Origin of the sequence: uncultured Sphingomonas sp. (assembly GCF_913774285.1) — a bacterium.
Classification (GTDB): domain Bacteria; phylum Pseudomonadota; class Alphaproteobacteria; order Sphingomonadales; family Sphingomonadaceae; genus Sphingomonas.
Map to the genome: position 1 here is coordinate 17,414 of NZ_CAJYHX010000030.1, position 25,733 is coordinate 43,146.

Here is a 25,733-nt window from a genome sequence, read left to right on the forward strand (position 1 = left end):
CCGCTCCACGCCAAGCAGTTGGCCCCTTCGTCTAGCGGTTAGGACGCGGCCCTTTCACGGCTGAAACACGGGTTCGATTCCCGTAGGGGTCACCAGCGTTTCCAGTGGTAGTTCCACTGGCACGCATCTGGTGCGACATATCGACAGATCGGTTAGGTGAACGTCCTTGGCCTGCAGCCAATGGGCTCTCGCGCGTCACTAGCCACGCCCCGGCGTTCCGCAGCACGATTAGCCAGTATTTGCGACCCGCCGTTGCAGCGGCAGTCCGATGCGTTGCCGCACCGCGGACGCGCTGACAGCGCCCGCGGTGCCGCAGATCGACGAGGTCCAGCCGGCGGCGCTGCGCGCCCCGCCGGCCCCACCTCCACGCTGTTATGCGCCCCGCTTCACCACGAGCGCACCGCCTTCGTATCGAACCTCGGCGTCGAAGCCGTTGTCGTCGGTAACCGGCTTGCCGGCCTGCACCCACTTCACGCGGAAGCTGCGCGCGGCGGGCATGCCGGCCCAGCCCTTGCCCTCGCGCGCGCCGATCGTCAGCGTGCCTGCCTTGTCGTCATAGGTCAGCGGGATGCGGCTGAACGCGCCCGACTTGTACTGCTCGCTGCGGCCGTCATCCTCGTAGAGCGAGAACTGGCCGTTCGCGCCGGTATAGACGGTGATGGTCAGCGGCGCGCCCGGTTGCTGGTCGACATATTGCGTCACCGGGCCCATCGGCACGATCGCGCCTGCCTTTACGAACAGCGGCATGCGCTCGGCCGGGGCGTCCACCCCGGCGATGGTGCCGCCGCGATAGGTCTTGCCCGTCCCGAACTCGTACCAGGTGCCGGTGCCCGGGAAATAGACCGTCCGGCTGCGCGCCTTGTACTCGGTTACCGGAGCGACCAGGAAGGCGTCGCCGAACAGATACTGGTCGTTGATCGTGCGCGCCTTGGCATCGGACGGGAAGTCCATCGCCATGCCCCGCATGATGCTGCCGTCCTTCATGTAGGTGTCGGCGCCGACCGTGTAGATATAGGGCATCAGCCGGTAGCGGAGCTGATCGTACCAGACCATCGACGCGCGCATCGGCGAGCCTTCGGGCGAAATCTCGTAGATCTCGCGATATGGTGCCTCGCCATGGCTGCGGAACAGCGGGCTGAACGCGCCGAACTGGAACCAGCGCAGGTTGAGCTCGCGCCATTCGGCGAGGTCTTCCGGCTTCGGGTTCTTGGTTTCGTAGCGCGGCTCCACCGCGAAGCCGCCGATGTCGTGCGTCCAGTTGGGGATGCCCGACATCGACGCGTTGACGCCTGCCGAGATCTGGGCGCGCAGATCATACCAGCGGGTGGCGACGTCGCCCGACCAGATCGCTGCACCATAGCGCTGCAGGCCGCCGAAGCCCGATCGGGTCAGCAGGAATGGCCGCACGTCGGGCTTGAAGCTGCGCCAGCCCTCGAAGAAGGCGCGCGCGTTCATCAGCGGGTAGCTGTTGAAATACTGCGCCGCCGGCCCGATCGCGGTCGGCCCCATGGTGTCGATCCGCTCTTCGATCGAGAGGTTCGAGTGCATGTCCGGCTCGCTGGCATCGGCCCACCATGCATCGGTGCCGAGCACGCCCAGCCGCTCCTGAACCTGCTTCCAGAAGATGCGGCGCCCTTCCGCCGAATAGGGATCGTAGAAGGTGTTGGCGTAGCCCGGGCCGACCCAGTCCTTGTTCCCCTGGCGCAGATTGCCCTGATAGGCGGCGCCCGCCGCGTTCAGCTCCTTGTAGGTGTCGGTGGTGGGATAGAATTTCGGCCAGACCGAGATCATGAAGTTGGCGTGCTGGTCATGCACCTTGTCGATCATCGCCTTGGGATCGGCGAAGCGCGTCGGATCGAACTTGTGGCTGCCCCAATCGTCGTCGCGCCAGTAGCGCCAGTCGAGCACGATATTGTCGAGCGGAATGTTCAGCGACCGGTACTTGTCGACGACGCCGGTCACCTCGGCGGCGGTGTCGTAGCGCTGGCGCGACTGCCAGAAGCCATAGACCCATTTGGGCATCATCTCGGCCTTGCCGGTGATCTGGCGATAGCCGGCGATGACGCCGTCGAGATTGTCCGCAGGCACGAACCAGTAGTTCTTCGCCTGACCCACCTCGCTGGTGAACCACACCGAATGCCGGTCCTGCGCGGGCAGCGGATCATTGTGGAGCAGTGCCATATAGCCGGCGTTCGGCTCCCACTCGATGCGGATCTGCACCGGCTTGCCCTTGGTCATCGGCAGGTCGAAATTGGCGTACCAGGGGTTCCAGTTCTGCCGCCAGCGATCGAGTACCAGCTTCCCGTCGGCATAGACCTTGTAATAGCTCGAGCCGTAGAGCTGGAACTTGTGGGTGCCGGTCACCTCGGGCTGGACGTCGCCGGTCCACACCACGGTCTGCTTCTGCACCGCGTTGCCTGCGGTGTTCTGGCCGCCCGTTGCCGCGACGGTCTGCGCCTTGGCCGCCTCCGGCCAGTTCTTCTGGTCCTTGATATACTGGTAGTTGATCGTGGCTTCCTGGCGGGTGATCGCCGGCTTGCCATCGAGGAAATACTCGGCCTTCCAGCCCGGCTTGCCGCCGCTGGTGACCTTCAGCCCCTCGCCGACCAGCGTGTACGGCTTGGGATTGCCGAAGCGGCTGATGCTCGCATTGTCCCACAGCAGCCCGTAGCTGCGCGTCGAGACGACGAACGGCACCGCGATGTCCATATTGTGCTGGGCGAGTTCGACGTCCTCGCCATTATAGTTCATCTGCGCATTCTGGTGCTGGCCCAGGCCATAGAGCCCCTCGTCGGTACCGCGGTTGAACTGCTGGCTGACCGCGACGAACGGCTTGCCCTCCACCGTCACCGGCTTGAACGCCGCCTGGCCGGATTCGGCGAGCAGCGCGCGGCCCTTGGCGTCGGTGAAGCGGACCAGGCCCGTGGCGAGCTCGATATCGGCAGTGGCGCGCTTGGCCTTGACCAGCACATGGCCATTCGTGCTGCTCACCTCGAAGGCGCCGGCGGCGGGCGGATTGGGCGCCATCAGGCTGGGTGCCAGCGTCCCGGTATCGACGCCCTTCGGCGTTGCGATGACGTGGAAGATGCCGTCGCCGTGCACCGTCACTTCCACCTTGGCGGCAGCGCCGCCGGTCGGCGTGACGACCACGCCGCCCTCGGTGCGGCTATAGCCGTTTTCCTGCGCCGCCTGCGCCGACGTCATCGCGCTGCCTGCCAGCAGCGCCGCGATCCAAACCCTCTTCATACCCAAACCTCCTGCGTTTCTTCTATTTCTGCCGCTCAACGATAGCGGCCCATGGTGATCTTCAGAACCTGCGGTCGATCGATCAGGTTGAGCCCGTAATCGGTCTGGTCGCCGTTCCAGATTCGCGTCGTCTGCCACTTGCCGTCGACGAAAGTTCCTTCCTCGGCTCGCAGCATGATGCCGTTGGGAGCGCTGCCTTCCGCTGCCGAGAAGGTGACGCGAACATGGTCGCCCACCACCAGGAACTCGTTGTCGGAAAGCTGCGCCACCGCGACCCCGCCGATCTTCTCCGCCCCCCAGGGGGCGGGATCGGACTTGAGGAAGGTCCATTCCTTCATGCCGAACTGCCATTCGCCCCAGCTGGCGGTGATCTGCCAGCCGCCGAGCGTGGTGCTGCGCGGCGTGCTGTCGTCGGGCTTGGCGACGCCCCAGGTCGGGCGGGTATAGGCGATGCGCGCCCAGTCGCGCGCGATGCTGCCCAGCGCGCGATAGGGGAGCGCGAAGGCGTCCAGCGTCGCGGGGTCGAGATCGCGTGCGCCGAGCGGGAAGTTGAAATAGCCGGTGCCGTCCATGCCGAACGGCGCGAAGCCGATCGCGCCGTGGCCCAGCGCCTCGTAGAAGAAGCGGGCGAAGTCGCGCGCATTGCCGATCTCCGGCACCATCAGCGCATTGTCGGGCCGCGCGTATTTCTGCAGATAGAGCGAGACGTTCTCGCTGCTGCGATCATAGAGATCAGGCGCGGCGAAATCGAGCGCGGGCGCCGCCGCCTTCCAGATGTCGAGCACGTCCTGCTGCGGACCACCGCTCGCCACGCCGTCTGGGTCGGGCACGTTGGAGGCGCCGGCGAGCGCCGCGTTGACGTACATCGGCAGCGGCTTCACCGCCTTGCCCGCTGCCGCGATCGCGTTGACGTAGCGCGCCACATACCAGCTGTTGAACGCGCGATCGGCCTGCGCGCCGAACGCCTGCGCCCAGGTGCCGCGCTTGCCGGTCTTCTTCGCCAGTTCCGCCGGGATTGCCTGCGCGAACAGCCGGTTGCCTTCGGCCGAATAGTCGCGCGGGTTGCGATAGCTGCCGGTTTCGTTCTCCGGCTGGACCAGGATCACGGTGTTCTGCTGGTCGTGATCACGCAGATATTCCATCACCTTCACGAAGGCGCGCATGTCGGCCTTCAGCGTCTCCGACCCATGCGCGCTCAGCACGCCGTGATCCTTGCCGTCGCGCGTCTTCATCCGCGGGAAGCGTTTGGCGTCCAGCTTCACCCAGTCGGGGGTGTAGCTGTAACTCGTGTTCTTCCACGTGCCGAACCACAGCAGCACCACCCGCTTGTCGTGCGCGCGGGCCTGGTCGAGCAGCGTCTGGAGGAAGCTGAGGTCGAACTGGCCCTCGCGCGGCTCCACCTGCTGCCAGGCGATCGGCACTTCCACCGTGTTGGCGTGCATCCGGTCGAGCACGGGCCAGGCGGTGGCCAGGGGCTCGGCATAGTTGCTGGAGTTGTTGACCTGCGCGCCCAGCATCAGGAACGGCGCGCCGTCGACGATCAGCGCATGGCGGCCGTTCTTCGTCTCGATGTGCGGCACCGGCGTCGCGGTCTGCGCCGCCGCGGTGCCGGCGAGCAGCAGCGCCAGCGCGCCCCCCCCAAGCAATTGCAATTTCATCTTCTCTCCCCTGCCGGATCGCCAAAGAACAGCCCGCGCCCGTCCGTGCCGAGATAGACGCGGCCGGCGATGCGCGGATCGCCCGAAATCACGCGGAACCGCAGGCCCCATTGGTGCCCGTCATCGTTGATCCGCTGCCAATGTTTCCCCAGATCGTCCGAACGCCACACCGCGCGCAGGCCGTCCAGCGTGCCAACGGCATAGAGGCCGGGCGTGGCGCCCTGTCCCTTGCCCAGACCGAACAGCTCGACCTGCAGCGCCCCGCTGGCAGGCTCGAACGACGCGCCACCGTCGGTGCTGCGCCACAATTGTCCGCCCAGCTTCAGCCAGAGCTCGCCCGCCGCGAAGGGCGAGGCGACCAGCGTCGACTGTTGCTCGCGGTTGCGGATCAGCGCCGACGAGAGATCGCCCGGCAGCCCGCGGCCGGGCAGCGGCGCAAAATGCGCGCCGCCGTCGCGCGAGCCCAGCACATGGGTGTCGTTCACCGCGTAAAAGCGCGCCGGATCGACCTTGTCCGCCGTCGCCCGGGTGTTTCCCGGCAGCCCCTCGACCCGCAGCCAGCGCTTGCCGCCATCGCGGGTGCGCAGCGGTTCGGGCGTTGCCACCAGCATCGTGCCGCCATCCGCGGAAACGCTAATCGCCGCTTCGCCGTTCAAGTCGGCGCGGGCGGGCGGGTTGCCCATCGGCGGGACCTTCACCGGCACCCAGCTGCGCCCGCCATCCTCGGACCTTCCGAGAGATGCCTCGCGCGGGCGGTTGGCATAGAGGCTGCCGCTGCGCACGATCACGCGCGGCTTGCGGCCCGCATAATCCAGCGTGTTGGTGTTGGAGAGATAGGGATTGGCGAAGCTCGGCTGCGGCGAGGCGGCGAAATCGTCGTGCACGAAGCCGGCAAGATCGCCGAAGCCGGAGACGAGATGCGCGCCGCCGGTCGGCGAGATCAGCGTGATGATCGCGGTCTGCTCGATGCCGCGCACCCAGGGTGCCCAGTCGACACGGGCCTGCCCTGCCCCGCCGGTTGCGTAGACAGTGGCTCCGGTCGTGTAGGCAATGTGCCCGGCATCGAAAGGGTCGATCGCCAAACCGGTGATCCAGTGGCCGAAATCGGCGCCCTTGCCTTCGTGGAGCAGGAAGGGCGAAGCGGTGATGTCGCGCCGGCTGCGCGGACCAAGGTCCTGCCAATGCGCGCCCCCGTCGCGCGACAGCCACAGCGTGTCGCCGAGCTTGTAGCGGTCTAGCGTGCTGATCGCGACGGTGCCGGACGCCGAAGCAGCGACCGCGACGCCAAGAATGCCGCCCTCGCGGTGATCGAGGGGCGTGATCGCCCGCCCCCTGCCGTCCGGCGTAAAGCGCCAGACCGCGCCGTCCAGCGCATCACTCTGGCCGATGCCCGTGGCATAGCCGACATAGAGGGTGCCATCTGCCGCGATCGCGGCCTTGACGGCGAGCATCTCCGGGCCCGGGCCCGCAACCGGCAGCCAAGTCTCGCCACCGTCCTCGGAGCGATAGAGGTGCACGGCACCCGGATCGGCAACGCCCGCCCAAATTCGCCGCGATCCCGCGCCCGGCACGCCGCTGGCGGGATCGAACAGCACGAACGCCACGCCGCCATGCGTCTGGCGCGGCGCGGGCTTGCCCAGCCCTGCCACCGGGAAGGCGGCGAGCTTGGTCCAGTGCGCGCCCGAATCGTCGCTTCGCCACAGCCCGTCGTGCCGCGAGCCGAAGAACAGCGTGGACGTGCGGTTGGGATCCACCGCCAGCCGTTCGCCGAGGCCGCGCCCCGCCTCGTTGCCCCCCATCGCGAAAGGGACCGGCGTCACCGACCAGCTCGCGCCGCGATTCGCAGATCGCAGGATCGCCGCCGGGCCATTCGCGCCCATGCCCGCGGCCATGGTCACCACCGCCGGGTCATGTGGATCGGGAGCGATGCTCTCGATGCCCATATAGCTTGTGACAACGTTGCCATCCTGCAGCGGCACCCAGCGCGACGCGGCACTATCCCAGCGATAGGCGCCGCCCATATCGGTGCGCAGATAGGCAAGACCCGGTTCGGCCGGGCTGAAGACGATACCGGGGGCATAGCCGCCGCCGCCGACGGTCACATTCGTCCAGCGATAGGGAGCCCGGGGCTGCGACACGGCCGGCAGCGGCGCAGCCAGAATGGCAAGCGCCGCGAACATGCCGAACGACATGGAACGCTTCATTCCTCTCCCCTCCCGCACTCGAGCCGCCGGATCTTTTACGATCGCGTGCCAGCAGGTTAGCGCTACCAGACACCAAAGGAAACCGGTGTTTTGAAATTTACTTTTACAGATGAATGACCTTTACGCGACACTACGCGGATACCCGCAGCCCATGATGTAGGAGTTTCCGAATGCAGCAAGCGTTTGATCAACCTTCTTCGCCGCGCGGGCCGGGCGCAGCATGATCCGAGTCGCCGCGCCGCTGCTCGCCCTGCTGCTGGCCGGCGCCAGCGATCCCGAGCAACCCTATCGGTCCAGTCCCGAGCGGCACAACGTGGAGGATCGCCGCGACTGGGGCCCGTGGCTCGGCCCATTCCGCGCCAAGCTCGTGCCGAGCATGATGCAGGACTTTGGCGAACGCTATCTCTACGCCGCCGCCAATGCCGTGTTGCCGCCGCCCAAGCGGAGCGAGGCGCGCGTGGTGTTCATCGGCGATTCGATCACCGACGGGTGGAACCTCGCCCGGAGCTTCCCGGGAAAGCCCTATGTCAATCGCGGTATCGGCAGCCAGGTGACCGCGCAGATGCTGGTACGGTTCGAGCAGGATGTCGTTGCGCTCCATCCCCGCGCGGTGGTGATCCTGGGCGGCGTCAACGACGTGACCGGCTTTCTCCAGGTCGAATCCGCCGAGTCGATCGTCGCGAATATCGAGGCGATGGCGGACATCGCGAAGGCCCACGGCATCGCGGTCGTCCTGTGCTCCATCCTTCCGGTCAACGACTATGGGGATGCCGCGCGCGCCGTCGTGAAGGAGCGCAAGCCTGCCGAGCTTCACCGGATCAACGCGGCGCTCCGCGCCCTCGCCGCCAGGCGGCATCTTGCCTATGCCGACTATGATTCGGTGCTTGCCGACAGCAGCGGAAAGATGCGCGCCGACTATACGCGGGACGGCATTCACCCCCTCTCCACAGGCTATGCGCGCATGGCGCCGATTGCCGCGCGGGCGATTGACGTTGCGTTGGGCAGTTCGCGCGCAAGGCCCTGATTTCCCAGGAAACCGCCGCTGTTAACGTGAACAGCTTTCATGGGTAAACCCCAGTTTCACATTATTGTTGCGATAAATCAGAGCTGATGGTAGCGCGAACATTCGGATGCCGGGACCACACCGGCACTGCGTGCGCGGCATGCGACTCCATGCGCCGCCACACCATCTGCGACCGGCGCCCCAGGCGCCCAGGGAGGGGACTCATGATCAACCGTTTCTCGTCATCTCTTCATACTTCTTCGTTGAACGCCGTACTGCGCGCGGGCGCGTCACTGGCAACGTTGTCATTGCTTGGGCTGTCGGGCACCGCGCTTGCCCAGACCGCGGCTGCCGCGCCGCAGGGCAGCGAAGTCGCGACCCAGGATGCCACCGCAGCCGATGGCGGCCAGGAAGGCGCACAGGAAATCGTCGTCACCGGCATTCGCGCCTCGCTGCAGAGCGCGCGCAACCGCAAGCGCGACGCCGAACAGGTGGTCGACTCGATCACCGCGCAGGATATCGGCGCCCTGCCCGATCGCTCGGTCTCGGAAGCGCTGCAGCGCGTGCCGGGCATCACGCTCCAGCGCACCAACGAAAACCGCGATCCGGCACGTCTGTCGTCGGAAGGCGGCGGCGTGTTCGTCCGCGGCCTGTCCTGGGTCCGTTCGGAGCTCAACGGCCGCGACGTCTTCTCGGCGAACAACGGCCGCGGCCTGTCGTTCGAGGACGTGTCCTCGGACCTGCTGGTCGGCGTCGACGTGTTCAAGAACCCCTCGGCCGATCTGGTCGAAGGCGGCATCGGCGGCATCGTCAACCTGCGCACCCGCAAGCCGTTCGATGCGCCAGGCTATGTCTTCGCGCTGTCGGGCGACGTCAACTATGCCGATCTGCGCAAAAAGGCCTACTGGTCGGGCAACGGCCTCGCCAGCGGCCGCTGGAACACCCCGCTCGGCGAGATGGGCCTGCTGCTCAGCTATTCGATCAACAATATCGGCAACCGCACCGACAGCATCTCCAACGGTCGCTATGACCGCGGCACGCTGACCGCGGCGCAGGGCGGTCTGGCCGCCGGCAGCAACGTCTACATCCCCGCCAACATGGGCCTGCGCCGCATCGATTGGCAGCAGAAGCGTACCGCGTTCGACGGCTCGTTTCAGTGGAAGCCGAGCGACACGCTGGTCTTCACCGCCGAGGCGCTGATCGCCCAGGCGACCCCGCGCGACATCGAATATGCGATCGGCGACAACGGCACCCCGCCGACCGACGATGCCTCGTACAAGTTCGGCCCGAACCACGAGCTCGTCTCCGGCGTCATCGCCAACCGCCAGCTGAACCTCGACACGCGCTCGGGCTATCAGCGCAAGCGCACCCAGGACTTCTCGGGCAACCTGCGCTGGACCCCGGACACGCACTGGACCGTCACCGGCGACCTGCAATATGTGAAGTCGACGGCGCAGGTCAGCAGCATGACCGCGTTCACCCAGACCGCTACCCCGGCCACCTTCGACTTCAACTTCAGCGGCGACGATCCCAAGCTGGTGATCACGCCGACCCCGGCCGGCGGCTCGCTGACCAAGCAGAGCGACTATTGGTGGGCCGCGGCGATGGACCATCTGGAAGACAATGAAGCGCATGAATGGTCGGGCCGCGCCGATGTCGAATACAAGTTCGACGAGGGCTTCCTGCGCTCGCTCAAGGTCGGTGGCCGCTATACCGATCGCAACGCGATCACCCGCCAGACCGGCTATAACTGGGCCGAGCTTTCGGCGCAGTATTGGGATCCCGGCACGCCGGTCTATCTGAACCAGACCGGCTTTGCGGCGACCACGCCGCCTACCGGTTTCGCAGGCGGCGCCCAGAATCCGGGGCTGCCGAGCCAGTCGCAGCTGATCAGCTACAACAACTTCTTCCGCGGCAAGGTGGCATCGCCGGGCGCAGGCTTCTGGTTCCCCGCGGCCAGCCTGGTCCAGCGCAGCCCGACGGCCGCCTATGCCGACTACCTGCAATATGTCAGCAAGGGCTGGAAGCCGTACAACAGCGACGTCAGCGTCTCCGGCCTGTCCGGCGGCGGCGTCAACGACCAAACCGAGCGGACCTATGCCGGCTATCTGGTCGCGCGCTTCGGCATGGACACGAGCCCGATCGGCCATTTCGACGGCAATATCGGCGTCCGCGTGATCCGCACCGAGATCTCCGCCGTCGGCTCCGGCGCCTCGCTGCCTGCCTTCCCGAGCGGCACCTGCGTCCCCGGCACGGCGATCGTGGGCGGCCCGCGCGACGGCCAGCTGACCACGGCTGCCGACTGCACGCAGTTCACCGCGGCACAGGCCTTCGCCCAGGGCTCGCTGGGCCTGACGACCAGCGCCCGCAACGACTATACCGACGTGCTGCCGACGCTGAACCTGCGCTTCTTCGTTAAGGACAATCTCCAGCTCCGCTTCGCGGCGGGCAAGGCGATCTCGCGCCCGACCTTCGCGCAGCTCAACCCCTATGTGCAGCTGAGCTACAACTTCGCGAGCACGCCGAACGCGGCGGTCGCGACCGGCACCGGCATCAACGGCCGCCTGACGCCGTTCACCGGCACCGCGGGCAACCCGAACCTGAAGCCGACCCGCTCGAACCAGTTCGACGTCAGCCTCGAATGGTATTTCGGGCGTGCGAACAGCGTCACGCTCGCGGGCTTCTACAAGGACATCAGCAACTATATCTTCGCCGGCACCACCGAGCGCCAGTTCACCAGCAACGGCCAGACGCTCACCTTCGACGTGACGCAGCTGACCAACGGCTCCAGCGGCAAGATCAAGGGCCTCGAGTTCAGCTACACGCAGTTCTTTGACATGCTGCCGGGCGCGCTGTCGGGCCTGGGCTTCCAGGGCAACTACACCTTCGTCGACTCGTCGGGCGGCAAGAACACGGCGATCAACGTGTTCGATTCCAACCAGACCACCGGCGCGGGCAAGGCACTGCCGCTCGAGGGCCTGTCGAAATATTCGTACAACGCAGCACTGGTCTACGAGAAGTACGGCATTTCGGCGCGCGCCGCGTATAACTGGCGCTCGCACTATCTGCTGACGACCTCGGCCGCGAACATCAACTTCCCGGTCTGGTCGGAATCCTACGGCCAGCTGGACGCGTCGGTGCTCTACTCGATCACCAAGCATGTGAAGATCGGCGTGCAGGGCACCAACCTGCTCAACTCGCGGACCTTCCTCGACGTGGGCGATCCGGATCTGAAGCCGCGCTACAGCTGGACGGACACGGACCGGCGCTTCGCCTTCCTGGTCCGCTCGGTCTTCTAACCCCTTCCTCCACCTCCGCCCCCGGACGCCGCAAGGTTTCCGGGGGCGCATTTCTTTACCGGCCGGACCTGCCTAAGACGGGCCGGAGCACGGCAGCTTTGGATGAACGCGTGGGCCAGCACATCATCATCGCGGGCGGCGGCAGCGCGGGCTGGATGGCTGCGGCGCTGTTCGCGCGGCTGCGGCCGGCACCCGACACCCGCATCACGCTCGTCGAATCCGATGCGATCGGCACGATCGGCGTCGGCGAGGCCACCATCCCGATCCTCCGGGACTTCAACCGCCTGCTAGGGCTGCACGAGCCCGACTTCGTCGCGGCAACCCAGGGCAGCTTCAAGCTCGGCATCGAGTTCGTCGGCTGGGGCGAGGCCGGCAACCGACACTTTCACGGCTTCGGTGATTTCGGCGCGCCGATCGAAGGCGTCGCGCCGCATCATCACTGGCTGCGACTGCGCGCCGCGGGCGGCATCGCCGATCCGATCGACGCCTGGTCGATGCCCGCGCTCGCGGCTGCGCGGGACCGGTTTGCGCCCCCCGAGGCGCTGCGCGGCGAAGCGGCCGAATATCGCTACGCCTATCATTTCGACGCCGGCCTCTACGCGCAGCTGCTGCGAAGCTATGCGGAGGCGCGGGGCGTCACCCGCGTCGAGGGACGCATCGTCGCAGCCGAGCGCGATCCGGAAACCGGCAATCTCGCCGGGCTGCTGCTCGACGGCGACCGGCGGATCACCGGCGACCTGTGCATCGACTGCACGGGCTTTTCCAGTCGCCTGCTGGGCGACGCGCTCGGCACGCCCTTCATAGACTGGTCGCGCTGGCTTCCCGCCGACCGCGCGCTGGCCCAAGGCTGCACGCGCGCCGGCCGCTTCACGCCCTTCACCCGCTCTACCGCGCATGCCGTGGGCTGGCAGTGGCGGGTACCGCTCCAGCACCGCACCGGCAACGGGCTGGTCTATAGCAGCGCCTATCTCTCCGATGACGAAGCCGCGGCACGGCTCGCAGCGGACCTCGACGGCGATGCGATCGGCGATCCGCGCCCGCTGCGCTTCACCACCGGGCGGCGCGAGCGGTTCTGGGCGCACAATGTCGTCGCGATCGGGTTGGCCGCGGGCTTCATGGAGCCGCTCGAATCGACCAGCCTCCAGCTGGTCCAGACCGGCCTTGTCCGCCTCGCCGAACTGCTGCCGACCACGGGGGCCGCCGATGCCGCCGTGATCGACGAGTATAATCGCGCGACCATCGGCGAATATGAGCGGATCCGCGATTTCCTGATCGCGCATTACTGCATCAGCCGACGCCCCGAGCCCTTCTGGCGCGACATGGCGGCGATGTCGCTGCCCGACAGCCTGGCCCACAAGCTGGCGCTGTGGGACGCGATCGGCCGGGTGCCGCTCTACGATCGGGAGTCGCATGCCGAGCCGAGCTGGGTCGCCGTGCTGCTGGGCCAGGGGCGGATCCCCCGGGGCCACGAGCCGACCGCCGACCGGCCGCCGCTCGACGCGCTTGACCGGCTGTTCCGGGAGCGGCGTGCCGAGCTGGAAGCCGCGCTGCCCCGCCTGCCGGCACATGACCACTTCGTCGCGAAAACGTGCCGGGCAAGGACGGCGTGAGTCCATTGCCGCTGCACCGACAGCAATACCGGGAGAAGACGCCTTGACCAACAACGCCCTGCCGCGCGCACTCGGCGGCTTGCTGCTCGGCCTTGCGCCGCTGCCCGCCCTCGCCCAGGCCCCCGCTCGCACCGTGCGCGTCGACGCCGCGACCGCCCAAGCGCCGGTCGACCGTTTCTTCGACCTCTCGGTCGGCTCCGACTATCCCGGCACGCTGCGCCGCGACGATGCCATGGCCCAGCTGAAGTCTGCGCATGACGAGCTCGGCTTCCGCTATGTCCGCTTCCACGCGCTCTTTCACGACGTGCTCGGCACGGTGCAGCGCAAGAACGGCGCGATCACCTATGACTGGACCGGGATCGACTCGCTGTACGACAAGCTGCTCGCGCGCGGCGTGAAGCCGTTCGTCGAGCTGGGCTTCACGCCCGAGGCGCTCAAGACCTCGGACAATGCGATCTTCTACTGGAAGGGCAACACCTCGCATCCGGAGCTGGGCGCCTGGCGCGACCTGCTCACCGCCTTCATCCGCCACGCGCAGGCGCGCTACGGCCGAGACGAGGTGCGCAGCTGGTTCTTCGAGGTGTGGAACGAGCCCAATCTCGACGGCTTCTGGGAGAAGGCAGATCAGAAGGCCTATTTCGACCTTTATGACGCCAGCGCCCGCGCCATCAAGGCGGTGGACCCCGCGTTGCGCGTGGGCGGTCCCTCGACGGCGGGCGCGGCCTGGGTGCCCGAGTTCCTCGCCGACATGCACCGGCGCGGCACCCCCGTCGATTTCGTGACGACCCACACCTATGGCGTCGAGGGCGGCTTTCTCGACGAACAGGGCAAGCAGGATACCAAGCTCTCCCCCTCGCCGGACGCGATCGTCGGCGACGTCCGCACGGTCCGCCAGCAGATCGAGGCATCGCCCTACCCCGGCCTGCCGCTCTATTTCACCGAGTGGAGCACCAGTTACACGCCCCGCGACCTCGTCCATGACTCCTATGTCAGCGCGGCCTATATCCTCACCAAGCTCAAGGCGGTGCAGGGCATCGCGCAGGGCATGAGCTACTGGACCTTCAGCGATCTGTTCGAGGAGCCCGGCCCGCCGACTGCCCCCTTCGAAGGAGGCTTCGGGCTGATGAACCCGCAGGGGATCCGCAAGCCGGCCTGGTTCGCCTACAAATATCTCGACGCGCTGCGCGGGCGCGAGGTACCGACCGGGGATCCGCAGAGCATCGCCGCGATCGACGGCGCCAAGCTCGCGGTCGTTTTGTGGGATTGGCACCAGCCGGACCAGCCGACGAGCAACCGCTCCTTCTACGGCAAGCTCGTCCCCGCCAAGGCGGCGCCACCCGCCTCGGTGCAGCTGACGCATCTGCGCCCCGGCAGGTACAAGCTGCGGCTGTTCCGGACCGGCTACCGCCACAACGACGCGTTCTCGGCCTATATCGACCTCAAGATGCCCAAGGTGCTGAGCGGCACCCAGGTCGCCGCGCTCCAGCAACTGACCCGCGACCTGCCCGAGCGCGACGAGACCGTTACTGTGCCCCGCACGGGTACGCTGCGCATGCCGATCACGCTGCAGACCAATGATGTGCTGCTGCTGCGGCTGGAGCCGATTACGCGCTGATGCCGATCGATCTTTCGGATCGCGCGCGGGAACAACGCCTTGCCCGCCGCATCCGACCCGCTACGTTCGACCTTTCCTCGCTCCTCGGGGCACACCAGGGATGCTCATGATGCTCCGTACGATCGCTCTCCTGCTTTCGCTGCCGATGGCGGCGGGTGGCCAGGACTCCAAGGAGCTCGCGCGCGCGCTGGCCGGCGAGGTCAGCGCGGCACCGCAGCGGCTCACCCTCGTCGATCTGCCCAGGCCGGCGGGCCCGCGCGTGCGGCTGTTCGACGGCAAGTCACTGGACGGCTGGCAGCCCTGGCTGGGCTATGCGGACCCCGCCATCACCTACAAGGGCGATCCGGCGGCAACGCCGATCGGCACGTCGCGCGCCTCCAGCGGCGATTTCGCGGTGCGCACCATCGACGGTGCGCCGGCGATATGGGTCAAGGGCGAGACCTGGGGCAGCCTGGTGCACCGCGCCGACCTGCGCGACTATCACCTGCGGCTCGAGTTCAAATGGGGTCCCAAGCGCTGGGCGCCGCGCGCGACGCTGCCGCCGAACAATGGCCTGCTCTACCACACCCATGGCCGGCCGGGCGAGGTGTTCGGCACCTGGCAGCCCTCGGTCGAGTTCGAGATCATGAAGGGCTCGACCGGGATGCTGGTGATGGTGGGCAAGGATCTCCGCGCCCACACCAATGTGGCGTTCGACGACATGTTGATCGCGCCGCATCTTCGGTTCCGGACCGACGGGCGCACGGTCGACATGATCAACGGGACGCCGACCTGGAATGTCGAGGCTGCCGTCGACGCCGAGAAGCCGGAAGGCGAATGGAACGTGCTCGACCTGTACGTCCTGGGTGATCGCGCGGTGCACGTCGTCAACGGCGTCCCGGTAGCCGAGGCGCGCGACCTGGCAGTGATCGGCCCCGACGGCAAGCGCACGGCGCTGACCCATGGCCGGATCCAGCTCCAGTCCGAAGGTGCGGAAACCTGGTTCCGCAACATCACGGTAGAACCCATAGGGCGCTTGCCCAGGATCGTCCCGGCCCGGAGCTGAGGGCTGGCGGCGATCAGCCGCTGCAGGTGGAAAGCGGCGCACAGAGCGGCGCCGAAAGGTGCGAGCAACGTCGCGTCGATCAAACGGCGGAAGCGCCGGATCGGGACCGGCCTCCGAGGGGCCGGTAAACGCCGGGCCCCGAAAGGCCCGGCGTGAACTTCTTACTTCTTGCCGAGCGTGAGGCCGCCGAAGCGCTTGTTGAAGCGCGCGACCTGACCACCCTGGTCGAGCAGCTGACCGCGACCGCCGGTCCAGGCCGGGTGCGCGAGCGGATCGATCTCAAGCTGCATGAGATCGCCTTCCTTGCCCCAGGTGGAGCGCGTCTCGTACACGGTGCCGTCGGTCATCTGCACCTTGATCATGTGATAATCGGGGTGGGTGTTCTGCTTCACATCGAATTCCTTGAAGAAAGCCGCCGGTTTCCGACCGGCAGCGGACGCGCGCGCCTAGCAGAGCCCAGGCGCCAGCGCAACCTCATTGCCGCATTCCCCACCAGCGGCGGAGCGCGACGAGTGACCAGATCGCCTCCACCAGCCCGAACGGCCAGGCCCCTTGCAGGAAGCCATAGGCCGAACCGAGCAGGCAGGCGCCGGCAAAGCCGAGCACCCACCAAGTCGAGCGCGATTCCAGCGCATAGGTGACCAGCATCGCGGTCACCGCGAACAGGCCGAACCAGGTCAGTGCGTCCATGGTCCGGCCCCTGCCCGTTCAGGCTGCCGCGTCAGGCGCTGGGCGGATCGGCGATCATCGCGGTGAATTCGCATTCCGCCGCCAGTTCGCCGTCGATCAGCGCCTTGCCCGCGAACTTGCAGACGCGCGAACGCTTCTGCACGAACGTGACGTGGAGCTTGAGCAGCACGCCCGGCTCCACCGGCTTGCGGAACTTCACGTTGTCGATCGCCATGAAGTAGACCAGCTTGCCCGAGCCTGCGAGCCCGAGCGACTCGACCGCCAACACGCCCGCCGCCTGGGCGAGTGCCTCGACGGTGAGCACGCCCGGCATAATCGGCCGGCCGGGGAAGTGGCCCTGGAAGAACGACTCGTTGATCGTCACCGCCTTCACCGCCACGATCGACTGGTCGAGGATCAGCTCCTCGACCCGATCGACCAGCAGCATCGGAAAGCGGTGGGGCAGCGCCGCCATCACCCGCCCGATATCGAGCGGACCGATGTTGCTCCTTCCCTGCGCTTCCCCGCTCACCGCGGTTCGGGCTTGGCCGGCTTGGTCGCAGGCGCGGCCGGGCGGCCTGCCGGAGCGGCCGCACCCGGTGCTGCGGCGGCACCCTGCTGCTGCTGCTGCTGGGCGCGGGCGGCGGCGAGCTGATAGGCCCGACGGCGCAGCTCGTTCACCTGCTGCTGGAACTGCACGGTGCGCTGCTGCGGCTGCCAGTTTGCCGGCGGCGTGATCGCGACGGTCGGGGTCTTGTCGAGCTCGGCGACGACGGCATCGCTGATGTCCACGGCGTCGGGTGCGTAGACGATCGCTTCCGGCTGCAGGATCACGTTGACCTTGCGAGCGTTGACGACCGACATCTGCGCCGCGTCATAGAGCGCCAGGATCTTCTCGAATGCGAACAGCTCCGCCAGGATCGACGGCATCTGCAGCTTCTGTATTTCCTCATTCGCCTGGTTCTGCAGGGTCATGAGCTGGGTGTAGTTCGGATCCTTGCGCGCGGCTGCTGCCTGCTCTTCGGCTTCCGAAACCTGACCGTCCTTGTTGGTGTCGATCGTGGTGATCAGCGTGCGGGCGTCGGTCTGGAACTTGGTCTGGCGCGCCTGGATCTGGTCGCGCACCGGCTTGTAGGTGGTGTCCAGCTGCGTCACGGCAGTGGTGAACGCCTTCGAGCGGGTGATCACCTCCATCGTGTTGATGGTGGCGATGCCGTTGACCTGCGCCGAGGCCGGCGCGGCAACAGCCATCGCCGCGGAGGCGGCAAGCGCCGCCGCGAATACACGGTTCTTCGTCATTAGAACTGAGTCCCTACGTTGAAAGTGATGAGCTTCTTGTCGTCGCCGGGCTGGCTGACGATCGCCTTGGCAAGGTCGATCCGCAGCGGGCCGAACGGCGAATTCCAGTTGACGCCGACGCCCACCGAAATGCGCGGCGAGGCGGTGCTGCCGCGATAGGCCTCATAGAAGGGCGAGGTCGGCGTGAAATATTGCGTGTTGACCGAAGTGCCAACGCAGGAATCGGTCGTACCCGCCGCATAGCCGACGGTGCAGCGCGTGAGCAGGTTCTGGTTGGCGCCCGAGGTCACCGTGTAGAGCGGATTGCCCGCGCTGTCGAACACCGGATCCTGCTTCACCAGCAGCGTCGGCGAGCCGTCCTTGTTGAACAGCTTCTTGCCCGAGGCATCGGTCGCCTGGGTGAAATAGTTGTTCGTGGTCGGCTGCCGGATCGAGAACAGCGAACCCATCTGGACATAGATTGATGGACGCAGGCCGAGTTCCGCCGCACCCGAGCCGAGCGGCAGCTCGAGCTCGGCCTTGGTCAGGTAATAGGCCTTGCCGCCGAGCGCGTCGTCGATGACCTGGTCGCGGTTGGTGATGAGCGCCTGGGTGCCGGCGAGCGGGTCGCCGCTATACTGGTAGCGCTGCACGCGCGGGCCGACGCCGCGAATGTCGAAGCCGCGGAACTGCGGCTCGCCCAGATAGAAGCGATCGGTGATGCGGACCTCGGTGCCGTCGAGGCTCTTGATCACGCCGCCCTCGCCGGTGAGCGAGAAGACGAAGCCGCTGCCCAGACCCCAATATTTCGCGCCGTCGATGCGACCGCGAACGTAGCGGACGTCACCGCCCAGCCCGGCCACGTCGGCACCGAGGGAGACGCGCTGGCCGCGCGTCGGGCGCAGGCGGCTGTTCAGGCTGTCATAGATCAGCGACAGGCCGACCAGCGAGGTCAGGCGGTTGCCCACCGCTTCGCAATAATAGCGACCGGCCTTGAACGGGTCGCACTGGCCGTTGGTGTAGAAGGTCGCCTGGTCGAGCGTGACATCGTCCTTGGCGAGATAATAGCGGCCGGACAGCGTCCAATATTCGGTCAGCGGCAGGCCCGCGACCAGCTGGAAGCCGGTCGACACCTGGCGATAGGTGGTGTTGCGGTTGGTGCCGAGATAGTTGAACGAGTTGTAGTCGCGCCGGAAGATCGTCGCACCCAGCGCGATGTTGCTGTCGAACAGATACGGCTCGGTGAAGCCGAGCTCGACCGACTTCGAATAGCTCGAATAATCGGCCGAGATGCTGGCGGTTTGCCCCATGCCGCGGAAGTTGCGCTGGCGGATCGACGCCTGGAGGATGAAGCGCTCGAGGCTCGAAAAGCCGGCCGACAGCGTCAGCTCGCCGTTCGGCTTCTCTTCGACGTTCGCGCCGAGCACGATGCGGTCGGGCGCCGAGCCTTCCTTGCGCTCGATCTCGAACTTGTCCTGGAAATAGCCCAGGCTGTTGATGCGGTCCTGCGAGCGCTTGACCAGGAAGGTGTTGAAGGCATCGCCCTCGGCCACGCGCATTTCGCGGCGGATCACCTTGTCCTGGGTCTGGCGGTTGCCGGTGATGTCGACCCGCTCGATATAGGTACGGTTCGCCTCGCCGATGTGGAAGTTCATCGACATCGTCAGCGCATCCTTGTTGCGCTGGAAGTCGGGGCGAACGTCGGCAAAAGCATAGCCGAACAGGCCGGCGGTCTCGCTCAGCTGCTCGACCGTGTCCTCGACGGCCTTGGCGTTGTACCACTGGCCTTCCTTGATCGGCAGCGCGGCGGCGAGCTTCTTGTCGTCGAAGTCGCGGATCGCGCTGTCGACCGTGACCGGGCCGAACTTGTAGCGGGGGCCTTCCTCCACCACGTAGGTGATGATGAAGTCCTTCTTGTCCGGCGTCAGCTCGGCCACCGCCGAGATCACGCGGAAATCGGCATAGCCCTCGGTCAGATAGAACTGGCGCAGCTTCTGCTGGTCATAGGCCAGGCGATCCTGGTCGTACGACGTATTCGAGCTGAGGAAGTGCGAGAAGCTGGCGACCTTGGTCGCCATCTGCGCGCGCAGCTTCTTGTCGCCGAACACCTCGTTGCCGATGATGTTGATCTGGCGGACCTTCGACTTCGCGCCTTCGTGGATCTCGAAGATCACGTCGACGCGGTTCTGGTCGAGGCTGACCATCTTCGGCTCGACGCGCGCAGCGAAGCGGCCTTGGCGGCGATACAGCTCGATGATCCGCGCAATGTCCGCACGCACCGCGGTGCGGGTGAAGATCTGGCGCGGCTTGAGCTTGATCTCCTTGTCGATCTTGTCCTGCTTCAGCCGCTTGTTGCCCTCGAACACCACGCGGTTGATCACCGGGTTCTCGCGGATGCGGAGCACCAGGTTGCCGTCCTCGACGCCCTCGATCGCCACGTCGGCGAGGAGGTCGGAGGCGAGCAGGTCCTTGATCGCCTGGTCGATCGTCTCGTTGGTGTAGCTGTCGCCCACGCGCAGGCGCGTGTAGCTCAGCACCGTCTCCGGTTCGATGCGCTGCGAGCCTTCCACCCGCAGCGACTTGATCGTGCGCACCACCGCCGGCGTCGCCGGAGCGGGTGCAGCCTGAGGCTGGGCCGCCGCGGCCGCGGGCTTTGCCGCGGTCTGCGCCTCTGCAGGCGCTACCACGCCCGACAGGATCGTCCCTGCCAACAGCGTAGCCGTCGCCCGCGCGCCCAAATTGCTTGCCTTGATCGCAGTCACCATCCCACCCCAGTCGGAATCCAAATATTGCCGGAACGCGCGCGGCATATTGCCGCCCTGCACGAACCCCCTCAACCGATCAAGCCGGCCAGATGTCTCCACACACCGAAAGCGCCCAGATCGTTGAGCGTCACGAACAGCATCAGCGCGAGGATCGCGAGCATACCGCCCCGAAACGCCCATTCCATCACCTGCGGCTCCACCGGGCGCCGGCGGACCGCCTCGACGGCGTAGAACAGGAGATGACCACCATCCAGTACCGGAACTGGCAACAGGTTGATGAATCCCAGATTAATGGAGACGAGCGCGATCAGGAACGCGAACTCGATCGGCCCCATGGAAAGCCGTTCGCCCGAAACCTGGGCGATCTTGAGCGGCCCGCCCAGCTCGGAAACCGAGCGGCGACCGGTGATGATCTGGCCGAGGCCATCCACCGTCATGCGGACGATGTCGGCGGTGGTGCGCAGGCCGACCAGCGGCGCTTCGAGCAGCCCCACCGGCACCTGGGTCGAACCCGCCGCGCCGATGCCGAGCTGGCCGATCTTGTATTCGTTGCCAAAGCGGTCGCGCTCCAGCCGGGTGCCGATCACGGCGTCGACGCTGCGCGCCGCGCCGCCGCGGACGAAATCGACCCGCACCGGTTCGTTCGGACGCAACTGGGTAAACTGCACCATGTCGGCATAGGTTTCGACCGTGCGGCCGCCCAAGCCGGTGATGCGGTCGCCGGGCTGCAGACCGGCCTTTGCGGCGGCGCTGCCCTGGATCACCGTGCCGATCACCGACGGCGTGCGGTTCTCGCCGAACATGAAGGCGAAGGCGGAGAGAATGACGATCGCGACCACGAAGTTCATGATCGGGCCGGCCGCGACGATGATCGCGCGCTGCCACAAGGGCTTCGCCTGAAAGGTCTTGGCGCGCTCGCTCGCCGGCAGCTGCAGCCATTCTGGCGACGGCTGGCTCGCTGGGTTCATGTCGCCGGCGAAGCGGACATAGCCGCCCAGCGGCAACAGGCTGAACTTCCAGCGCGTGCCGCGGCGATCGGTGATGCCGGCAATCTCGCGGCCGAAGCCGATCGAGAACTCCTCGGCCTTTACCCCGAAGAGGCGGCCCGCCAGATAATGTCCCAGCTCGTGCAGGAACACGAGCGGCCCGATCACCAGCGCGAACGCCAGAATGGTGAGCAGGATGCCGGGGGATTGAATCAAGCGACGCAGTCCTTCACTCGCTCAGCCGCATAAAGCCGCGCCTCTGCATCGATCGCCAGCACGGCGTCGAGCGTTTCCGGCGCGACCGGGTCGTAGCGGCTAAGCGTATCGGCAGAGATTGCGGCAATTTCAAGAAATCCGATCCGCCCGGCAAGAAAGGCCGCGACGGCGACTTCGTTGGCGGCATTGAGAATCGCCGGCCGCGCCCCGCCGGCCTTCAGCGCCTCCATCGCCAGCGCGAGCGCCGGGAAGCGATCGAGGTCGGGATTTTCGAATTCCAGCTTGCCGACCGCGGCGAGGTCGAGCGGCGGGCACGGCGTCTCCATCCGTTCCGGCCAGGCCAGCGCAAAGGCGATCGGCGTGCGCATGTCGGGCGTGCCGAGCTGCGCCAGCACCGACCCGTCGACATATTCCACCATGGAGTGGACGACCGACTGGCGGTGGACCAGCACTGCCAACTGCTCCGCGGCGACCGGGAACAGGTGAAAGGCCTCGATCAGCTCGAGCCCCTTGTTCATCATCGTCGCCGAATCGACCGAGATCTTGGCGCCCATCGACCAGTTGGGGTGCGCCACCGCCTGTGCCGGCGTGATGTCGCGCATCGCTTCCTTGGGCGTCGCGCGGAACGGGCCGCCGCTGGCGGTAAGGATAATCCGCCGGACGCCCTTGGGCGCGGTGCGATCGAGGCACTGGAACACCGCATTGTGCTCCGAATCGACCGGCAGCAGCGTCGCGCCATAGGCTCGCGCGGCTCCCATCATCACGTCCCCGGCGGAGACGAGCGATTCCTTGTTCGCCAGCGCCACCGTGCCGCCCGCTTCCAGCGCGGCCATCACCGGCTTGAGGCCCGCGGTGCCGACGATCGCCGCCATGGTCCAGTCGGCGCCCATGCGCGCGACGTCGCACACCGAATGCGCACCGCCCACCGCTTCGACGCCGGTACCCGCGAGGCGTTCTTGCAGGTCCGGCAGGCAGCTTTCGTCCGCGACGACGGCGCAGCGCGCACGGGTGCGGATCGCCGCCGCGGCGAGCTTCTCGACATCGCAATTGGCCGTCAGCGCAACGACTTCGAAGGCATGCGGATTTCGTTCGATCAGATCCAGCGTCGAGGTGCCGACCGAGCCGGTCGCCCCCAACACCGTGACGCGCTTCACCACCAGTATCCTCCCACAACCACCTGATGATGGATCGCAAAAAACAAAGCCGCAACCGGGGCCGCGAAGACGAGGCCATCGAGCCGGTCGAGAATGCCGCCATGGCCCGGCAGCAGGTTGCTCGAATCCTTCACGCCCGCAACGCGCTTGAGATGGCTCTCGTAGAGGTCGCCGATCTGCGAGGCAAAGGCCACCAGCGGCGAGACCGCCACCAGCCACCAGCCGATCGCCGTGCCCGGCGCAGCTGCGACGAAGGCTGCGGAAAAGAGGATCGCGGCAATCAGCCCACCGATCAGCCCCGCCCAGGTCTTGTTCGGGCTGATCGCAGGCGCGAGCTTGGGCCCGCCGATCGCGCGACCGGCGAAATAGGCGCCGCTATCGCACACCCAGACGATCGCCATCGTCCACAGCGTTGCGGCAAAGCCCTGCTGATGATCGCGGAGCAGCAGCAGCGCGAGCACCGGCAGCCCGACATAGACCTGCCCCGCCGCCAGCTTGCCATTCCGCGTCACGATCGCGACGAAGAAGAAGGCGCCGAACACCAGGCCCAGTGCCAGGAACCCTGGACCGGCGGCGGCCGGGCTCAGGATCGCCAGCGGCACCACCATCACATATTGGGTTAAGCGGCGCTTGCCCTCGTCCCCCGCCAAGGTTGCCCATTCGCCGATCATCAGCACGGCCATCACCGTGATGACCAGCCAGAAGCCCCAGCCGCCCGCCCACAGCGCAGCGAGCGCGAGCCCGACCAGCGCGAGCCCGACCACGGCGCGTTTCGGAAGATCGGAATTCTTGCTCACAGGCCTCCGAAGCGCCGCTGGCGCCGCCCGAACTGGGCCAACGCATCCGCCAGCGCGCGCTCGTCGAAATCGGGCCAGAGGGTTTCGACGAACAGCAGTTCGGCATAGGCCGCCTGCCACAGCAGGAAATTGGAAAGCCGCTGCTCGCCCGAGGTACGGATCATCAGGTCGAGCGGCGGCAGGCCTGCCGTTTCCAGCTCGCTCTCGAACCGCGCCTCGTCGATCGCGGCGGGGTCAAGGGTGCCGTCGCGCGCCTGCTCGGCCAGCCGCCGGGCGGCGGCGAGCAGTTCGGCCTGCGCGCCGTAATTGAGCGCCAGCACCAGCGTCGGCCCGGTGTTTACCGCGGTCCGCGCGATCGCCGCCTCGATCATCGTGACCAGATCGGGCGAGAGCTCGCGCCAGCCGCCGATCACCCGCAGCTTGACGCCGTCGGCGACGATCTGGTCGAGCTCGCGCTCGAGGAACTGCCGCAGCAGTCCCATCAGCGCGCCGACTTCCTCTTCCGGGCGGCGCCAGTTCTCGGACGAGAAGGCGTAGAGTGTCAGCACCTCGATGCCGAGCGAACGCGCGGCGCGCGCGACGCGGCGCACCGCCTCCACGCCCTGGCGATGCCCGGCGACGCGCGGCAGCAGGCGCTTCTTCGCCCAGCGCCCGTTGCCGTCCATGATGATCGCGACATGGCGGGGCGGCGGGGTCTCGCCGCCCGAAGCGGAGGCCAGCTTAACGGCCACCGCGCCCTGCCCTTTCGGCCGCACCAGAACCTCCGGGGCGGATCACTTGCCCAGGATTTCCTTTTCCTTGGCCGCGGCCGCCGCGTCGATATCGGCGATCGTCGCGTCGGTCAGCTTCTGGACCTCGGCTTCATGGCGCTTGCGCTCGTCCTCGCCGAACACGCCCTTCTTCTCGTCGGTCTTCAGGCTGTCCATGCCGTCGCGACGCACGTTGCGCGCGGCGATACGGGCCTTCTCGGCGTACTGGTTGGCGAGCTTGGCGAGCTCCTTGCGGCGCTCTTCGGTGAGGTCCGGAATCGGCAAGCGCAGCGTCTGGCCGTCGACGATCGGATTGAGGCCGAGGCCCGCCGAGCGGATCGCCTTGTCGACCGGGCCGACATTCGACTTGTCCCACACCTGCACCGAGAGCATGCGCGGCTCGGGCGCGGAGACGGTCGCGACCTGGGTGATCGGCATGTGCGAGCCATAGACCTCGACGGTCACCGGATCGAGCAGCGTGGTCGAGGCGCGGCCGGTGCGGAGACCGGTCAGATCGTGCTTGAGCGATTCCACGGCGCCGGCCATGCGGCGCTCGAGATCTGCCTTGTCATATGCGGCCATGTTCGGCGTTCCTTGAAGCTTGGGTACAGTGGGTTACGCGGCGTCCGCGTCCTGGACGATGGTGGAAGTCCCCTCGCCCCGGAGCACCGAGGCGAGATTGCCCTCGCCGCGGATGTTGAACACCACGATCGGGATATGGTTGTCGCGGCACAGCGCGACAGCAGAGGCGTCCATCACCTTCAGATTGTCGGCAAGAACGCGGTCATAGCTGAGCGTCTCGTAGCGCGTCGCGGTCGGCACCTTCTTGGGGTCGGCGTCGTACACGCCGTCGACCGAGGTGCCCTTGAACAGCGCGTCGCACTTCATCTCGGCGGCGCGCAGCGCAGCGGTGGTGTCGGTGGTGAAGAACGGCAGACCGGTGCCTGCGGCGAACAGCACGACGCGGCCCTTCTCCATGTGCCGTTCGGCGCGGCGGCGGATATAGGGCTCGCACACGCTGGCCATCGGGATGGCGGACTGGACGCGGGTCTCGACGCCCACCTTCTCGAGCGCGTTCTGCATCGCCAGCGCATTCATCACGGTGGCGAGCATGCCCATGTAATCGGCACTGGCGCGGTCGAAGCCCTGGGCTGCGCCGGCGATGCCGCGGAAGATGTTGCCACCGCCCACGGTCATGCAGATTTCGAGGCCGCTTTCCTTGGCCTCCTTCACCTCGAGCGCGACGCGTTCGCAGGTCTCGGGATCAATGCCGAACTGACCCTGGCCCATCAGGACCTCCCCCGACAGCTTGAGAAGGATGCGGCGGAAGGTCGGAGCGGTCATGATAATCCTGAAATCTTGAGAAGCGGACAGCGAAGCGGCGCGGACCCTAGAGGAGCCGCGCCGCGCGAACAAGCGTGGATGCCGGGGAAAAGCCG

Annotated in this window: 19 protein-coding genes and 1 tRNA gene; 6 read left to right on the forward strand and 14 right to left on the reverse strand. The window is 66.9% G+C overall.

The genetic code is table 11. The features are described 5' to 3' along the window. Window positions 1-20: 20 nt before the first annotated feature. Window positions 21-95 (forward strand) — tRNA-Glu (locus tag QZ670_RS16810). 277 nt (window positions 96-372) lie between these two features. Here the strand turns inward: QZ670_RS16810 and QZ670_RS16815 are convergent. The 3 genes from QZ670_RS16815 to QZ670_RS16825 are packed head-to-tail and all read right to left on the reverse strand — an operon-like array spanning window position 373 to window position 7,108. Then, window positions 373-3,246, reverse strand: a complete 2,874-nt coding sequence (locus tag QZ670_RS16815) for a TIM-barrel domain-containing protein (RefSeq protein ID WP_294257408.1) — start codon at window positions 3,244-3,246, stop codon at window positions 373-375. A gap of 35 nt (window positions 3,247-3,281) precedes the next feature. Next, on the reverse strand, window positions 3,282-4,904 hold the full coding sequence (locus QZ670_RS16820) for a DUF5597 domain-containing protein (RefSeq protein WP_294257410.1): 1,623 nt from the start codon (window positions 4,902-4,904) through the stop codon (window positions 3,282-3,284). Further along, window positions 4,901-7,108, reverse strand: a complete 2,208-nt coding sequence (locus QZ670_RS16825) for a hypothetical protein (RefSeq protein ID WP_294257412.1) — start codon at window positions 7,106-7,108, stop codon at window positions 4,901-4,903. The genes QZ670_RS16820 and QZ670_RS16825 overlap by 4 nt, the downstream gene beginning before the upstream one ends. 220 nt (window positions 7,109-7,328) lie before the next feature. Between QZ670_RS16825 and QZ670_RS16830 the strand changes: the two genes are divergently transcribed. The 5 genes from QZ670_RS16830 to QZ670_RS16850 all read left to right on the forward strand — a co-directional run bounded on the left by QZ670_RS16830 (window position 7,329) and on the right by QZ670_RS16850 (window position 15,680). Beyond that, window positions 7,329-8,132: a GDSL-type esterase/lipase family protein gene (locus tag QZ670_RS16830; protein ID WP_294257414.1), complete on the forward strand. Its 804-nt coding sequence runs from the start codon at window positions 7,329-7,331 to the stop codon at window positions 8,130-8,132. A 281-nt stretch (window positions 8,133-8,413) separates the two neighbouring features. Then, a complete protein-coding gene (locus QZ670_RS16835; RefSeq protein ID WP_294257417.1) occupies window positions 8,414-11,410 on the forward strand; it encodes a TonB-dependent receptor in 2,997 nt (998 codons plus the stop codon). A 110-nt stretch (window positions 11,411-11,520) separates the two neighbouring features. Then, the gene (locus QZ670_RS16840) at window positions 11,521-13,020 is read left to right on the forward strand and encodes a tryptophan halogenase family protein (protein ID WP_294257419.1); all 1,500 of its coding nucleotides are present in this window, start codon (window positions 11,521-11,523) and stop codon (window positions 13,018-13,020) included. A 43-nt stretch (window positions 13,021-13,063) separates the two neighbouring features. Continuing rightward, window positions 13,064-14,635: a beta-xylosidase gene (locus QZ670_RS16845; protein ID WP_294257421.1), complete on the forward strand. Its 1,572-nt coding sequence runs from the start codon at window positions 13,064-13,066 to the stop codon at window positions 14,633-14,635. Window positions 14,636-14,744: 109 nt separating this feature from the next. Next, on the forward strand, window positions 14,745-15,680 hold the full coding sequence (locus tag QZ670_RS16850) for a DUF1080 domain-containing protein (RefSeq protein WP_294257423.1): 936 nt from the start codon (window positions 14,745-14,747) through the stop codon (window positions 15,678-15,680). Window positions 15,681-15,841: 161 nt separating this feature from the next. On the opposite strand, the gene rpmE is transcribed toward QZ670_RS16850, so the two are convergent. From rpmE to pyrH, 11 genes are all read right to left on the reverse strand, one after another. Continuing rightward, a complete protein-coding gene (rpmE, locus tag QZ670_RS16855; protein WP_064313046.1) occupies window positions 15,842-16,072 on the reverse strand; it encodes a 50S ribosomal protein L31 in 231 nt (76 codons plus the stop codon). An 82-nt stretch (window positions 16,073-16,154) separates the two neighbouring features. Then, window positions 16,155-16,370, reverse strand: a complete 216-nt coding sequence (locus QZ670_RS16860; protein WP_294257426.1) for a hypothetical protein — start codon at window positions 16,368-16,370, stop codon at window positions 16,155-16,157. Between the two features lie 31 nt (window positions 16,371-16,401). Continuing rightward, window positions 16,402-16,881 (reverse strand): 3-hydroxyacyl-ACP dehydratase FabZ, encoded by a 480-nt coding sequence (fabZ, locus tag QZ670_RS16865; RefSeq protein ID WP_294257428.1) that lies wholly within the window; start codon window positions 16,879-16,881, stop codon window positions 16,402-16,404. Beyond that, on the reverse strand, window positions 16,878-17,648 hold the full coding sequence (locus tag QZ670_RS16870) for an OmpH family outer membrane protein (RefSeq protein WP_294257430.1): 771 nt from the start codon (window positions 17,646-17,648) through the stop codon (window positions 16,878-16,880). Before QZ670_RS16870 ends, fabZ begins: the two co-directional genes overlap by 4 nt. Next, complete coding sequence (gene bamA, locus QZ670_RS16875) at window positions 17,648-20,392, reverse strand: outer membrane protein assembly factor BamA (protein WP_294257481.1); 2,745 nt, start codon at window positions 20,390-20,392, stop codon at window positions 17,648-17,650. Before bamA ends, QZ670_RS16870 begins: the two co-directional genes overlap by 1 nt. Before the next feature lie 68 nt (window positions 20,393-20,460). Continuing rightward, complete coding sequence (locus QZ670_RS16880; protein WP_294257432.1) at window positions 20,461-21,594, reverse strand: M50 family metallopeptidase; 1,134 nt, start codon at window positions 21,592-21,594, stop codon at window positions 20,461-20,463. Beyond that, window positions 21,591-22,748 (reverse strand): 1-deoxy-D-xylulose-5-phosphate reductoisomerase, encoded by a 1,158-nt coding sequence (locus QZ670_RS16885; RefSeq protein ID WP_294257434.1) that lies wholly within the window; start codon window positions 22,746-22,748, stop codon window positions 21,591-21,593. The genes QZ670_RS16880 and QZ670_RS16885 overlap by 4 nt, the downstream gene beginning before the upstream one ends. Beyond that, on the reverse strand, window positions 22,745-23,545 hold the full coding sequence (locus QZ670_RS16890; protein ID WP_294257436.1) for a phosphatidate cytidylyltransferase: 801 nt from the start codon (window positions 23,543-23,545) through the stop codon (window positions 22,745-22,747). The genes QZ670_RS16885 and QZ670_RS16890 overlap by 4 nt, the downstream gene beginning before the upstream one ends. Then, window positions 23,542-24,210 (reverse strand): polyprenyl diphosphate synthase, encoded by a 669-nt coding sequence (gene uppS / locus QZ670_RS16895; RefSeq protein WP_294257482.1) that lies wholly within the window; start codon window positions 24,208-24,210, stop codon window positions 23,542-23,544. The genes QZ670_RS16890 and uppS overlap by 4 nt, the downstream gene beginning before the upstream one ends. A 108-nt stretch (window positions 24,211-24,318) precedes the next feature. Further along, a complete protein-coding gene (gene frr, locus QZ670_RS16900) occupies window positions 24,319-24,876 on the reverse strand; it encodes a ribosome recycling factor (protein ID WP_294257438.1) in 558 nt (185 codons plus the stop codon). Between the two features lie 33 nt (window positions 24,877-24,909). Next, window positions 24,910-25,638 carry a UMP kinase gene (gene pyrH / locus QZ670_RS16905; RefSeq protein ID WP_294257441.1) on the reverse strand — a complete coding sequence of 243 codons (729 nt, stop codon included), beginning with the start codon at window positions 25,636-25,638 and terminating at the stop codon, window positions 24,910-24,912. Window positions 25,639-25,733: the final 95 nt, after the last annotated feature.

Bases quoted from the DNA above. Each gene is read 5' to 3' on its own strand.
- QZ670_RS16825 (WP_294257412.1), bottom strand. From the start codon at position 7,108: ATGAAGCGTTCCATGTCGTTCGGCATGTTCGCGGCGCTTGCCATTCTG.
- QZ670_RS16860 (WP_294257426.1), bottom strand. From the start codon at position 16,370: ATGGACGCACTGACCTGGTTCGGCCTGTTCGCGGTGACCGCGATGCTG.
- frr (WP_294257438.1), bottom strand. From the start codon at position 24,876: ATGGCCGCATATGACAAGGCAGATCTCGAGCGCCGCATGGCCGGCGCC.
- bamA (WP_294257481.1), bottom strand. From the start codon at position 20,392: ATGGTGACTGCGATCAAGGCAAGCAATTTGGGCGCGCGGGCGACGGCT.
- QZ670_RS16850 (WP_294257423.1), top strand. From the start codon at position 14,745: ATGCTCCGTACGATCGCTCTCCTGCTTTCGCTGCCGATGGCGGCGGGT.
- pyrH (WP_294257441.1), bottom strand. From the start codon at position 25,638: ATGACCGCTCCGACCTTCCGCCGCATCCTTCTCAAGCTGTCGGGGGAG.
- QZ670_RS16815 (WP_294257408.1), bottom strand. From the start codon at position 3,246: ATGAAGAGGGTTTGGATCGCGGCGCTGCTGGCAGGCAGCGCGATGACG.
- QZ670_RS16830 (WP_294257414.1), top strand. From the start codon at position 7,329: ATGATCCGAGTCGCCGCGCCGCTGCTCGCCCTGCTGCTGGCCGGCGCC.
- QZ670_RS16820 (WP_294257410.1), bottom strand. From the start codon at position 4,904: ATGAAATTGCAATTGCTTGGGGGGGGCGCGCTGGCGCTGCTGCTCGCC.
- QZ670_RS16870 (WP_294257430.1), bottom strand. From the start codon at position 17,648: ATGACGAAGAACCGTGTATTCGCGGCGGCGCTTGCCGCCTCCGCGGCG.
- uppS (WP_294257482.1), bottom strand. From the start codon at position 24,210: ATGGACGGCAACGGGCGCTGGGCGAAGAAGCGCCTGCTGCCGCGCGTC.